This is a genomic window from Dysgonomonadaceae bacterium zrk40 (assembly GCA_016916535.1).
Classification (GTDB): domain Bacteria; phylum Bacteroidota; class Bacteroidia; order Bacteroidales; family Dysgonomonadaceae; genus Proteiniphilum.
The window spans coordinates 737,396-751,040 of sequence record CP070276.1; the positions used below are offsets into that span (position 1 = coordinate 737,396).

General features: G+C 49.1%; 10 protein-coding genes. 7 read left to right on the plus strand and 3 right to left on the minus strand.

Features of this window, described 5'->3' with window-relative positions; translation table 11 throughout:
- The first annotated feature begins 25 nt into the window (after window positions 1-25).
- From JS578_03250 to JS578_03270, 5 genes are read left to right on the plus strand one after another with little or no spacing between them, the layout of a single operon-like run.
- Window positions 26-1,276 (plus strand): HlyD family efflux transporter periplasmic adaptor subunit, encoded by a 1,251-nt coding sequence (locus tag JS578_03250; protein QRX64899.1) that lies wholly within the window; start codon window positions 26-28, stop codon window positions 1,274-1,276.
- Window positions 1,277-1,310: 34 nt separating this feature from the next.
- Window positions 1,311-3,644 (plus strand): FtsX-like permease family protein, encoded by a 2,334-nt coding sequence (locus JS578_03255; protein QRX64286.1) that lies wholly within the window; start codon window positions 1,311-1,313, stop codon window positions 3,642-3,644.
- A 34-nt stretch (window positions 3,645-3,678) separates the two neighbouring features.
- Window positions 3,679-4,353, plus strand: coding sequence for an ABC transporter ATP-binding protein (locus JS578_03260; protein QRX64287.1), 675 nt, complete (start codon window positions 3,679-3,681; stop codon window positions 4,351-4,353).
- A 13-nt stretch (window positions 4,354-4,366) separates the two neighbouring features.
- Window positions 4,367-6,709: an ABC transporter permease gene (locus tag JS578_03265; protein ID QRX64288.1), complete on the plus strand. Its 2,343-nt coding sequence runs from the start codon at window positions 4,367-4,369 to the stop codon at window positions 6,707-6,709.
- Between the two features lie 30 nt (window positions 6,710-6,739).
- A complete protein-coding gene (locus JS578_03270; GenBank protein QRX64289.1) occupies window positions 6,740-9,142 on the plus strand; it encodes an ABC transporter permease in 2,403 nt (800 codons plus the stop codon).
- A 60-nt stretch (window positions 9,143-9,202) separates the two neighbouring features.
- On the opposite strand, the gene JS578_03275 is transcribed toward JS578_03270, so the two are convergent.
- Window positions 9,203-10,012 (minus strand): DUF1080 domain-containing protein, encoded by an 810-nt coding sequence (locus JS578_03275; protein QRX64290.1) that lies wholly within the window; start codon window positions 10,010-10,012, stop codon window positions 9,203-9,205.
- Between the two features lie 286 nt (window positions 10,013-10,298).
- Between JS578_03275 and JS578_03280 the strand changes: the two genes are divergently transcribed.
- Window positions 10,299-11,072, plus strand: coding sequence for a class I SAM-dependent methyltransferase (locus JS578_03280; GenBank protein ID QRX64291.1), 774 nt, complete (start codon window positions 10,299-10,301; stop codon window positions 11,070-11,072).
- Window positions 11,073-11,333: 261 nt separating this feature from the next.
- Window positions 11,334-11,597, plus strand: a complete 264-nt coding sequence (locus JS578_03285; GenBank protein QRX64292.1) for a hypothetical protein — start codon at window positions 11,334-11,336, stop codon at window positions 11,595-11,597.
- A gap of 2 nt (window positions 11,598-11,599) precedes the next feature.
- Here the strand turns inward: JS578_03285 and JS578_03290 are convergent, their stop codons facing one another.
- On the minus strand, window positions 11,600-12,244 hold the full coding sequence (locus JS578_03290) for an AlkZ family DNA glycosylase (protein QRX64293.1): 645 nt from the start codon (window positions 12,242-12,244) through the stop codon (window positions 11,600-11,602).
- A gap of 9 nt (window positions 12,245-12,253) precedes the next feature.
- On the minus strand, window positions 12,254-13,564 hold the full coding sequence (locus JS578_03295) for an ATP-binding protein (GenBank protein QRX64294.1): 1,311 nt from the start codon (window positions 13,562-13,564) through the stop codon (window positions 12,254-12,256).
- Window positions 13,565-13,645: the final 81 nt, after the last annotated feature.

Here is a 13,645-nt window from a genome sequence, read left to right on the forward strand (position 1 = left end):
CTTCCATGAATCGCGCGACTCATCGATGGACATCAAACTGCAAAAGAGATCATTCCTGCGGCGACACAGACTCCCGCTGCTGGCCGCTGCAGCTTTTGCACTGTTCCTCGCCTACCTCATCTTCACGCTGTCGGGCGGACGAAAGCAGCGGATTCAGGAAGAGAAGATCACCATCGCCGAGGTGGCGGAGACACACTTCCTCGATTATGTGGATGCCGAGGGAATCGTGCAACCCATTCTCACCATCATGCTGAACACCCTGGAGGCAGGGATCGTGAAGGAGATCGTCGCCGAAGAGGGGGCCATGCTGGAGCGTGACGCACTCATCCTGACACTGCAGAACCCTGAACTGGAAAGAGAGATTGAAGAGAAACAGGAAGAATGGGAGCAACAGCGCATACTTTATCAGGAGAAAAAGGTGGAGATGGAGCAGAAATCGATACTTTTGCAGCAGCAGGCACTGCAGGCCCGCTATGAGCTGAGCCGTCTGGAGAAAGACCTGCGGCTCGGGGAGGAGGAATTCCGGATGGGGGTGAAGAGCAAGGCACAGCTCGATGTGCAGCGCGAGGAGTTCGATTACAGAACCAAAAGCACCCTGCTGCAGCTGGAGGGATTGAAGCAGGACAGCAGCGCCACCCTGCTGCGCCGCGAACTGATGGAGAGGGAGCTGGAGCGTGCCGCCAGGAGCATGGCACATGCCCGCTCACGGATGGACAACCTGATGGTAAGGGCCACCACCGCGGGGCAGCTCAGTTTTCTCAACGTCACCCCCGGTCAGCGCGTGGGGAGATCGGAACAGATCGGTCAGATCAAGGTGATGGACAACTTCAAGATACACACCCAGCTGAGTGAATATTACATCGATCGGCTTACCGTGGGACTGCCTGCAACGGTCACCTATCAGGGCACCCGATTCCCGTTGCGGGTGTCGAAGGTGGTGCCCGAAGTGAGAGAGCGCCAGTTCCGGGTGGACCTGATCTTCACGAACGACCAACCCGACAACCTGCGCATCGGCAAGAGCTACCGCCTGCAGATTGAATTGGGACAACCCGAGACAGCGATGGTGATGCCACGGGGCGACTTCTTCCAGTACACCGGCGGGCAGTGGATCTACAAGCTGAACAGCAAGGGCGACAAGGCAGTGAAGACACCCATCACCATCGGCCGGCAGAACCCGGTGCAGTACGAGATCCTGAGCGGGCTGGCGCCCGGTGACCGGGTGGTGGTGAATGGCTACGCATCCTTCGGGAATGTGGAGGAGTTAATCATTCAATAACAGACATGAAAAACGGAACGACAACCATTCACATATGATCAAACACTATCTCACCGTAGCCTGGAGGAACCTCCTGAAATACAAGACACAGAGCATCATCAGCATCGTGGGACTGGCCATCGGCTTCACTGCCTTCGTCTTCACCCTCTCCTGGATCAGGTATGAGAAGGGCTACGACAGCCACAATCCCGATGCGGAGAGGATATACCGTCTCTTTTTCAATGACTCAACCCAGGTTGAAGGGGTGACGAATATGACACCCAAGATCCTGGCCTCCTACTTGATGAAAAACTATCCGGAAGTTGAGGCTGCGACCAGCATCTATTCCTACAAGACAGATCTGAACCTGAACGAAAAAGCGTTCCTCACGGATGTGCATATCGTTGCGGCCGACACCTTTTTCTTTCCAGTTTTTTATCCGGAGATCAGGATATCATACCCGCCCACCATTCCCCCAAACAACTATCTACTTACCGCGAGCACTGCTAAAAAGCTGGGCTTAAAGGATGAGCAAAGTGGAACAAAGATCGACTCGCTGCAGATCCATCTGTTGGCTGTCGTGCCCGACAAACCGATGCAAAGCAATGTACCCTTCGATCTGATCACGGTGTCTCAACAGGAAGAAATCAAAGAGAATGCATGGGGCTATCAAGATTGTTTCACCTACATACGGGTAAAAGAGGGGATCAACATTGCGCACCTGCAGGAGAAACTGGAGGAGATAAGCATCGAAAATCAAGTTGCTGAAGACATCTCTTTTACCCAGCAGTTCTCCTGCCGACTGGTGCCCCTCTCCAACCTGCGCACCCTCCACCCCAACACGGAAGTGGCCATACGCTACCAGCAGCTCAGGCTCTTTGCGGGGGTTTCCCTGCTGGTGATCATCAGTGCCTTCTTTAACTTCCTGATGCTCTTCCTCAACAAGATAAAGATCCGTCGCCGTGAGTGGGAACTGCACCAAGTGAACGGAGCCACCAACCTGCAGCTGCTGCTCATGCTCTTTTGCGAGTTTGCGATGCTCCTGCTGATCGCACTGGCTATCGGGTTGTCGCTAACCGAACTGCTGTATCCGCATTTCATACGGTTCTCGATGCTTGAGGCACCCAAATCGTTCTTCTGGCGCGAGGCAATCCTCTTTGGCATGGCACTGCTGCTGCTCGCGGTGCTGGTCGCCTACCTCCCCGTAAGACACATCCTCCGGCGAATGATCCGTGAAAGCCTTGCGCCCCAAACAGACCCGGGCAGGAGCAAAGAGCGATTCAGCCGCATCACGATCACCCTGCAGCTCATCATCAGCAGCATCCTTATCTTCGCCACCGTGCTCTTCTTTCTCCAATACAGCTACCTCAACAGCAAGGATATCGGCTTCAACCGGCACAATGTCAACAGCATCTCCTATTATGAGAATGAGATGCCGATCGATGAAATCAGAAGGGTGCCGGGGGTGGAAGAGGTGATTCCATTCGGGGGTGATTTCCTGCCAAAACGCTACAGCATACAAAGTTCTATGGAGGTGGTCAGAGACAATCAGAAAACGGAGATGGTAAGACTGCAAATTTACAGCATCAGCGGACCGGAATACATGGATTTCTTCGACATGAAACTGCTGGAGGGACGCAACATCTTCGCCGGCGAACAACAGGCATGCCTGATCAATGAAACGGGCAATCGCCTGCTTCAATCCAAAGACTCTGCCAATTCGAAAGAGATATTTGGATTGGAGGTAGTGGGTGTGATTGCCGACATGTATGTCGATTCTCCCCGGATACCGGTGTTTCCAACCATCTACAGGATACAAGAGACCCAGGGCGGAGAAGGAGGATACGTCCCCCGGCAATTTTTTGCCTACCGTTACACGGACGGTCAGAGGGAGGCCACAGAGAAGGAGATCAAACGGATTGCCGTTGAGAAGTTTGACAATCCACACATGTGGATTGACAATATGGAGGATATCTACGCCGCCTATACCCGGTCGGAAAGATATCTCCTCATCCTGTTGAGCATCATGACCGGCCTGGCCATCCTGATCGCCCTGTTCGGGGCCTACTCCATCATCACGCTGGCCTGCCGCCGTCGGCGCAAAGAGATTGCCATCCGCAAGGTGAACGGAGCCACTGTGCGGGAGATCCTGCAGCTCTTCCTGCGGGAATATCTCCTCATCACCCTCGTGGCCTGTTTGGTCGCTTTCCCGGCAGGTGTGCTGGTGATGCAACGCTGGCTGGAACAGTACAGCCGGCGGGTCTCCATGGAGTGGTGGCTCTTTGTCGGAATCTTTGTCCTGGTAGTCCTGATCGTCCTGGCAAGTATCCTCTCCCGTGTGATCCGTGCAGCGAATCAGAATCCGGCAGAAGTAATCAAATCAGAATAACAATAAATTTCAACATTCATAATCCAAATAAACTATGATTCAAACAGAAAACTTACAGAAGATCTTCCGCACCGATGAGGTGGAGACATGGGCACTGAACGAAGTGAACATCAGAATCAACGAAGGTGAATTTGTCGCCGTAATGGGACCCTCCGGCTGCGGGAAGACCTCCCTGCTGAACATCCTGGGGCTGCTCGACAACCCCACCTCGGGGAGCTACCACCTCAACGGGACCGACGTCTCAAAATTCACCGAGAGCCAGCGCACCGGCCTCCGCAAGGGGGTGATCGGCTTCGTGTTCCAGAGCTTCAACCTCATTGAGGAGCTCAATGTCTATGAGAACATCGAGCTGCCGCTCCTCTACATGAAGATTGGGGCTGCCGAGCGGAAGCGCCGCGTGAAGGAGGCGATGGAGCGAATGGCTATCACCCACCGCGAGAAGCACTTCCCGCAACAGCTGTCGGGGGGACAGCAACAGCGCGTGGCCATCGCCCGTGCCGTGGTGGCCAACCCGAAGCTGATCCTTGCCGACGAACCCACGGGGAACCTCGACAGCCGCAACGGTGCCGAGGTGATGAACCTGCTCACCGAGCTCAACCGCGAAGGGACCACCATCGTCATGGTCACCCACAGTCAGCACGATGCCGGCTTCGCCAATCGTGTCATCAACCTGTTCGACGGTAAGGTGGTCCCGGAGGTGGTGCTATAATTTTAGAAGAATCATGATCAGTACTGCATTTAAACTCATCCTCAGAAACTGGTGGCGCAACAAAACGTTCACACTCATCTCGCTGATAAGTCTTACGGTGGGGATAGCCTGCTTCAGCATGCTCTTCTCATTCGTTGTCTATGAACAGGGCATAGAGCAGCAGAACCCCAACCGGGACAGAATGGTGTGGGTGATGCAGGATTTGCCCTCCTCCCCGGGTGAGAAGATGGCCTACATGCGGGGCGGTGTCCCTGAGCAGTTGATGGCTAAATATCCCGAGGTGGAGGATTACCTGCAACTGAACAGCTCTATCGTGAAACATATCGAGGCGAACAACCAACGCTTCGACCCGATAGAGATCATCAACGTCGGCAGCTCCTTCCCCACCTTTTTCCCGTTCGAGTTGCTCTATGGCAGCTGGGATGCCCTCAACAATCCGCAGGCGATGGTGATCAGTCAGAAGCAGGCGGCACGGCTTTTCGGAAGGGAGGATGCCATCGGGGAGCAGCTGACGGTGTGTGAGGAGGGTTTCGACACCGACATCAGGAAAACATACACCATTGGGGCAGTGGCGAAATCACGCGACCGGTCGGCCATCACCTTCGACGGCCTCATATGCAGCCCCGAGACAAACTGGGGTGGCCCCACCCTGCTGATGATGCCCGAAAAGAGCGATCTGAAACTGTTTGAGGAGAAGGTGAGCAACGATCAGATACCCACACTGGCCGGTGGTAGATACTATTTTATCCCGCTCGACAAGGCGCTCTCCTCTCGCTATCAGCAGCAGGAGCTGGCATTCTGGCACCATCGCAAGGATGGACTGCTGATGGTAGGATTGATATCGGCGTTGCTGTTGCTGCTGATCGCGGTGTTCAACTATGTGAACATGAGCTTCTCACGCCTGTTGCAACAGGTAAAGATGCTTCAGACACAAAAATTGATGGGCGCGGCACCGGCTGATCTACGGCTGCAGATCTTAATGGACACGCTGCTCACGGTACTGATATCCTTCCTGCTGGCATTGCCGCTGATGCATGACCTGTTGCCACTCTTCAACCAGGTGGTGGATGCCGACTTCACACCCTCCTTTTTCTACAGCAATGACTTTTTACCGGTACTCATCCTGTTGCTCATTCTGCTGACTCTCATACCGGGCTGGATGGTCAGCTGGCGCATTTCCCGCTCCACTGAAATTGAAATACGAACCTTCTTTATCTCCAGGAGACATCGGTGGGTGGGCGTGATGGTTACCCTGCAGTTTATAATCTCCATCGCACTGATCATCGCCACCATCACTGTCGGCAGGCAGACAGGCCTGGTGAAAAAGCATGCTGCCCGCTACCATGATCTCATAGAAATAGGGATGACGGGAGGTAACCTTGATTTGCGTGAATCAGCACAGCAGATAAGAAACATCCCGGGGGTGAGTGATCTATCCATGGGAAACATGATGCTGATGAACTCATGGGTGATGCATGCCACACTGAAAAGGGAAAGTGGTGAGGAGCTGCAAACCATGGTCCTCCAACTGAGGGGCGATGAGAACCTGGTACAGATGCTTGGATTGCGACAGCTTGCCGGTGAACCGTGGGAGAGCATCACCGACAACAATCCCCACTCGGTATTTATCAACCAATCCTTTGCCGACAGGCTGCAACAACCTGTTCATCAAATCATCGGTGAGCCACTCAACAAATACCTGGTCTCCGGCGATTCGGTGTCGGTGATCGCCGGCGTGGTGGAAGATTTTTATTTCGCATCGCTCGAGGAGCAGGTGATGGCGGTGTTAATAGAACGGATACCTGCCGGTACTGAAAAGATGTCATCGATGCAGATACGCCTTGATGGGAAGGAGAAGCGTGAAGCCATCGCGGCCATTAAGCGTGTGTGGCAACAGAGCTATCCCAATGAGCACTTCAGCTACAATGATGTGGAGCATCAATTCAAAAAACGCAACAGTAAGATCTTCGAAATGAGAGACCTGCTGCAAATGTACTCGCTCATCAGCATCCTGCTCACCTGTTTCGGTCTGTTCGGCATCACATTCTATGCGGTAAGGCAGCGTACAAAAGAAATTGGCATCCGGAAGATCAACGGCGCACAGAGAACACAAATACTGTGGTTGCTGTTGAAACCGATGTTTATCTGGATGACGGTGGCCTTCGCAATCGCTGTACCCTTGACATGGTGGTTTATGGAGAAATGGCTGCAACAGTTTGTTTACAGGGTGAACGTGTCTGTGGGCACAATGATGCTCGCACTCTTATTGGTTGCCTGCATCAACTTCATGACGGTTGGCTGGCACCTGTGGCGCACATCAAAGGCAAATCCGGTGAAAAGCCTGAAAACGGAATAATAAACAAACTTTGGTTAGTCAGATACAGCAATGAAATTATTCGTCACATCATTTCACGTACTGTCCAGGTACCGGTTGTTTTCGATAGTCAATATAATAGGACTGGCAATCAGCCTTGCTTGTCTGATCCTGATTGCGCAATATGTAATCGGAGAGAAAACAGTCAGTCACTTCGCCACGGATATTGACAGAACCTATATCATGACCATGGAAGAGGTGGATGGCAAATCATGGTTCTGGGGAATAATCGACAAAACAGATCCGCTTGACGGTAAGCTGTTGAGCAATCCGTTTGTGGAGTGCCATACCACATTCCGGAGCTTTGCAGAAGATCATATCGACAAAGAAAATAGCCAATTTATGATACGATCGCTTGCGACTGACAGCCTGTTTTTTAAGATTCTACCCTATCCTGTTGTTTCGGGCACCCACCGGATGAACAGACCCAATGAAGCACTTATCACGGAACGATTGGCAGAGAGATTATTTGGGGAGGGAAATCCCTTGGGTGAGAAAATCATCCATTCCACCGGGAGAGCGTTGACGATCGTCGGGGTAATGGGTGAATCATCATCCAAATCATTTCTCAACTTCGATTTATTGATTCACGAAGATATCGCGGGCATGAGAGGAATACCCTACGACCTGGTATTGTTGCGACGCGGTGCGGATCCGGCAGTGATCAACAATCACCACCGGAAATTCAGGGAATCAGGTCAGTTTGCATCTAAAACTGCACGGTTTCAACTTTTCCCACTGAAGGATTTTTATTTTGATGAGAGACATAATTTCCCTCCTGACATCAACCTGAGTGCAACAGTATCGACTTTCGAGCAGGGAAACAGGCTTGCCGTCGATCTTTTGTCGGTAACCGGATTCCTGATATTATTGATCGGTATTTTCAATTATATCCATCTGTTTGCTGCCATTCTTTCCAAAAGGGGCAGAGAGTTCGGTCTGAAGAAGTTCTTCGGGGCAAGTCAAGGGCAAATTTTCGGGCAGATCTATATGGAAAACCTTTCAATGACCCTGATTGCTCTATTTCTTGCTCTGTTTCTCACAGAAGTAGCAGCAAAAATGCTATCCGGATGGTTGGATCCCTCATTTAAAATTGATCCGGCATTTATTGTTCTTTTCTCCGTAATTGTGTTGGGTATTCTTCCATTGATATTATCCATTCATCCATTGTTCAGGGTCCGCTCATCCAAATCCTACGCATCGCCGCATTCAACAGACTCAGGTAAAGGGAGATCCCCATTGAGGTGGATGTTCCTGTTCATGCAATATGTGGTTACCTTTGCATTGCTGATCTCAGCGTTCTACTTTGTGAAACAGCTCAGATTTATGTTGCACACAGACCATGGGTATCAAACCGAGAACGTGATCATGTGCCGAATGATGCATCGGGATTTCAGTGGGATGGGCAATAATGGTTATGCAACGAAAATGCAGTTGATAGATGAGAATGTGGCCAGGATAGAACAAAAAATGAATCAATCAGTGCTCTTTTCTGATTGGCTGTTCGGGAAGCCGGTGTATGATTTGGAAGCCACTGTTCCTTTCCGGCGAAGTGATGGAGATGAATTTGAAAATATCAAACTGGTGGGAATGTCGCCAGCCTATATGCAAATGTTTGGGTTTGAGCTGATCGAAGGAAGATTATGGGACTCTACTGATATTCATAATCCTGAGAGATTAATCCTGAATGAAGCAGCTCGTGATCTGTTTCATATCACAGATATCCAAAAGGAGCGTATCATGCCTGAAAGATCACTTACGGGAGATGCAATCATTCAGTCTTACGGAATTGCAGGAATCATCCGAAACTTTCAAACCGGTCATTTATCAAAGGCCACAACTCCCATTGCGATATACTACATTGAACAGGGACATCATTACGATTACCTGATGGTAAGATTTATCCCTGGACGTAAAGATGAAGCTGTGACTTTTTTAAAGAACCTGTACCGGGAGATTAACGGGAACAGGAGTTTTACTTATAGTACACTGGATGACAAGATCGCTGAATTGTATGAGGAAGACCGACGCGCGAGCAATGTAAATAATCTGTTTGCACTGTTGGCGGTAGTTATTTCTTGTATGGGTCTTTTTGCAATTTCGCTGTTTGACATGCAACAACGAAAACGGGAAATTGCGCTGCGTAAGATCAATGGTGCTTCTGCGAAGGATGTCATGCTGCTGCTGTTGAAGAAATATATTAGTTTGATAGGCATATCGTTTGCTGTGGCTGCTCCCCTCTCCTATTGGTTCATCGGCAGGTATATGGAACACTTCGCTCATGCAACCCCCATCTCCTGTTGGTTGTTTGTCCTGGCTGCCATCATTGTTACTGTACTTTCATTATCAACATTAACGTGGCAGATACAACAAGCCATGCGAACAGATCCGTCAGCTGTGCTGAAAGAAGGATAGGCAGATGATCAAGCATGAAAGCAGTTTGATCAGGCTCTTCAAACAGAATTGTCTTCCTGTCTAATTAAGTTCTTTGATGCGTATATCCCGGTACTCCACCTTCATAGGAGGACCCACATGTACCTGCACTCCTATCAGGCGGGAAAGGCTGCGGTGAAGGGTGTCATTGTCGGTCACATCACTCATCAGGATATCGTTGATATAATGTTGCATCCGGTTACCCCTGACGATTAGATGGCATTCATTCCAGTCGTCACGCCGGATATGTGTAGCGAGTGAATCGGGGTTACCCAATGATCCGGTCACCTGCACGTTCTTCCATGCATTTTGTTCTATATTATTTTGCTGCAGATTTGCAGCTGCCGTGTCTGCAGGAGATTGAACGGTGACAATCTGTCCACGGTAAGCCAGCGTAGTACGTTTCCGTTCTTCGTAGTTCTGCCCGGTGTAATGGTTCTGTCCGTCGATATCGTACTGGTAGCCTCTCAGCGCAAATGGGAGTCCCTTCACCTCCTCACTTCGGTAGTTAATGCCGCTGTTGCCGTTCGCCGAGATCCGGAACGACAGTTTTAATTCAAAATCACCGGGTGTCCCTCCCTTCCATATGATAAAGGTGTTGCGGTCAAGAATCGTCGACGGCAAAATCTCTCCCACAAGCGATCCATCCTCCACCCACCAGTAGGTGGAATCACCTTCCCAGTCATTGAGTGTCTTCCCGTCAAATATCGGTATAAAACCCTCATTATCGGGTGGAAGAGACTCAGTCTCAGGGGTTGTTTTCACTATCTGAGAGAGAGCGATCAGGATAATCACCACTAGTACCGGAGAAATGACGATAAGAATGCGGATGAATGGTTTGCCTTTGTTCATAATAAAAAGGAATAAGTTACAGGGATAAAGTAACGCAAAAAGTATTACAGAAATAAAATTCATTACAAAAAACCTGTTATCTTTGTCACCACTAACACGTTTGGATGTTTAAGAACAACATGGATCGGGTGAAGTAAATAACCTTTGAGCTTACCACCAAAGGTTATCCCTCAGTTTTTCTCCGGCAGTTTCCTGCCAGAGCTGTTTTCATATATTTAATTCACGAATAAAAGATTGCCAACAGGATCGAAAAAGAGCTGTTGCATCAACATATTTTTTAAACATCATGAGTATTGATAACATTTCTATACACGATTTCGACTTCAACCTGATCTGCGAATATTTCTCACACATGGAACGGCAGGGACCCGGCAGTCCCGAGGCTACACTGCGAGCGCTCAGCTTCATTGAGCCGCTCACGGAGAGTGCCCGCATCGCAGATATCGGCTGCGGTACCGGGGGACAGACCATGACGCTGGCGCAGCACTGCCCGGGACAGATCACCGGCATCGATCTCTTTACCACTTTCATCGATCTCTTCAACAGGAACGCGGCAACGCTTAACCTGCAGCATCGGGTGAAGGGAGTTCAGGGCGACATGGCGGCACTCACATTTGCGGAGGAGGAGCTGGACCTGATCTGGTCGGAGGGAGCCATCTACCACATCGGTTTTGAAAAAGGGGTGAACGAGTGGCGGCGGTTCCTGAAAAAGGGGGGCTATCTTGCCGTGACGGAGGCATCCTGGTTCACTGTTGAACGTCCCGCCGAGATCCACGATTTCTGGATGGATGCCTATCCGGAGATTGACACCATTTCACGGAATGTAGCAAAGATGGAGCAGGCGGGCTATCTCCCCGTGGCAACCTTTATCCTTCGGGAGGAGTGCTGGACCGACCATTTCTATTCCCCGCAGCCGGCTGTGGAGGAGATTTTCCTCCGGCAGCACGCGGGCAACCCCACAGCAGAGATGCTGGTCCGCGAACAGCGACGCGAGCGGGTGTTGTACGACAAGTACAAAGACTACTACGGCTATGTCTTCTATATCGGGAAGAAGATCTGACGGTTGGGCCGAAGCAAGTGCTGACGGTTGATCGGGAAGAAAACCTGACATTTATCTGGACAAAGTTCTGATTTCATTTTGAAAGAGGGGATATCACAGTGTGAATCCCCTCTTTTTTATCCATTATTCAAACAACATCAATATATTTGTAAAGAAAATGGGCTGACTGCATATTGGATCTGTCTCAACACCCGTATATCTTTCAGCCTCTCTTCGGTTGGATGTATAATCGAGATCAATCACAATAAAAATTCGTTGGCTATGGGATCACAAATGCAATTGAGGAATCCGGAAATATTCCCATCGGAGATGGTGTTGAAGCGTGCGTTGGGCGACCCGTCCTACACTCTGCTGGCCTCTTTTTTCGAGGCGATCGCCGCCCTGAATATCTCAGAAGAAAAGAAAGATGAGTTCGCGGCGATGAAACCAGTTGGGAAGTTGATCCCCATGACATTCAATGTCAGTGAACAGGAACAACTCGATGAGCTGCTCATCGTTGTCCGTTTCAAGAAAAGCCTGAAGTGACGCTACTCCTGTGCATAGAATTTCTCCAGTCGCTCAATCTCCGGCTGGAAGAGCGAAACAATCCTTTTGGGCACCTTCTCAAAAAAAGTAAGGGTGATCTGGGGAACGTTTTTCCTCATGCTTTTTTTCCAGGAACCTATGATGCGGCCGTTCAGCATGATGGTGGGCGAGAAAATGCCGTTCTTGGTCATCACCCTGCTGTAATGCTCGGCGTCAATCATCTCGAAGCGATCCTTATAACTCACTACGAACTCATCGAAGGGGGCCAGCAGCAGTGCCGAAGGCAGATCTGAAGGGGGTGTCCGCAAATTATCGGGCATCCAGCACTCCCGCCCGTTGATCATCTCCCGCGTGAAATCGGAGCCGATCATCTCCAGCGCCTGCCGGCAATCGGTCATTGTCAGATTCGACCACCAGGCGAAGTCCTGAAGAGTAGCCGGACCGTGGCTGGTGAAATAACGCCGCGCCAGTCGTTCCAGTGCCTCCTCCCGTGAGATCTCCGTCGTGCGGGGTGCCCACTTAGCCATCTCCAGCGCCTGCGCCTGCATCGCCCCCATCCTGGAAACGATTTCATGCGGCGCTTTCATTTCATGCGTTGAAAGCAACTGGTTGTATAGACGTATGGTAAGTAATTCTGGACTGTTCATTGAGCCACTCTACATATTATCCATTGAAAGACCAATAATATCTGTCTTGTATTTTGCTAAATGTTTCTGAATACTCTTAACCTTCGTCTCCAATTTTACCATATCGATCTTCTTCGCATTGCGTTTTACTTCTGCAATAATGGATGTTTTATCCAGATCATTCAAGGCGACTATATCGATTTCGTTTTCACCTTTACTATCCCAATAACTTCCGATTTCCGTGACTCGAAGACTCTCAGAAATCTTCTCACGGAAATATTTCTCAAGGATCAGGCCGCTGTATTGCTCATAATTTTTGTCGATGTACTCCCGTAGCAAATCAAATCGGCCCATTTCAATTAAAGATTGGTTTGGGTAGATAAAGCGGAACCAGAAACGAAGATAGTTGTCATTCAGACTCCATCTTGCTCTACGACTGCCAGGTTTAGAAAACATAGGTTTATTTCTCACAATAAGAGAGTACTCCTTTTCGAGATTGACTAAATAAGCCCCGGTATTTTTATCAATAATGGAATCAATCTCACTTTGCCTGTTTTTGCCTGATGCTATCAGTTGAAGTATTGAAAAATAAGTGCCGTACTCTTTACCAAATTCAGAAATAAGCAAGTCTTTACCCTCTCCTAAAAAGGGAGAATCGGCTCGTGTTACCATATCAAGCATCTGTTTATGTGTCACAGCACCTGCATCCATCAATAACTCAATGTATTTAGCCACTCCTCCTGTCAATAAGTACAAGCATAATAGATCTTCCGGGGTATATTTTGCATTATATTCCCTGAGTATATCTTTTGTTACACTTACTGCAAAAGGCTGTAGAATTATTTTAGATGATAGTCGTCCAAAAAGTGGTTCTTTTCGATTCTCAAATATCTTCATCATTAATGAATAGATAGAACCGCACGCAATGAAATTAATTCTGGCTTTGTCTTTATATTGATCCCATAAGTTTTGTATATCGCTGAATATAGCAGGATTCACACTTTCAAATTCCTGAAACTCGTCAATAATTAATGTGAAATGCTCCCGGGTCGCAAAAATCAACAGCTGCTCAAAAAGATCCCGGAATTGAGTGATTGTTCCAAATATTTTTAATCCCAACATCTTTTCAGCATCACTCTGAAATTGGCTGCATAATAAATTTTCATTTTTACGGGCAACAAATAAATAGAGATATTTTTGACCCCTGACCGATTCTAAAAGAAGGGATGTTTTACCAATACGTCGTCTCCCTACCATTACAGTAAAACAGGCACTTTTCTCTGACTGGATTTTGTTCTGTAACAGTATTTCCTGTTCTTTTTTTCTATTGTAGAATTTCATATGATGAAATATTTTTTATCATTTGCTTTGGCTTTAATGACAATCATACTCTTTTCACAAGCCAGACAATTAAACGACCAT

Bases quoted from the DNA above. Each gene is read 5' to 3' on its own strand.
- JS578_03290 (QRX64293.1), bottom strand. From the start codon at position 12,244: ATGAACAGTCCAGAATTACTTACCATACGTCTATACAACCAGTTGCTT.
- JS578_03295 (QRX64294.1), bottom strand. From the start codon at position 13,564: ATGAAATTCTACAATAGAAAAAAAGAACAGGAAATACTGTTACAGAAC.
- JS578_03270 (QRX64289.1), top strand. From the start codon at position 6,740: ATGAAATTATTCGTCACATCATTTCACGTACTGTCCAGGTACCGGTTG.
- JS578_03260 (QRX64287.1), top strand. From the start codon at position 3,679: ATGATTCAAACAGAAAACTTACAGAAGATCTTCCGCACCGATGAGGTG.
- JS578_03255 (QRX64286.1), top strand. From the start codon at position 1,311: ATGATCAAACACTATCTCACCGTAGCCTGGAGGAACCTCCTGAAATAC.
- JS578_03285 (QRX64292.1), top strand. From the start codon at position 11,334: ATGGGATCACAAATGCAATTGAGGAATCCGGAAATATTCCCATCGGAG.
- JS578_03280 (QRX64291.1), top strand. From the start codon at position 10,299: ATGAGTATTGATAACATTTCTATACACGATTTCGACTTCAACCTGATC.
- JS578_03275 (QRX64290.1), bottom strand. From the start codon at position 10,012: ATGAACAAAGGCAAACCATTCATCCGCATTCTTATCGTCATTTCTCCG.
- JS578_03250 (QRX64899.1), top strand. From the start codon at position 26: ATGGACATCAAACTGCAAAAGAGATCATTCCTGCGGCGACACAGACTC.
- JS578_03265 (QRX64288.1), top strand. From the start codon at position 4,367: ATGATCAGTACTGCATTTAAACTCATCCTCAGAAACTGGTGGCGCAAC.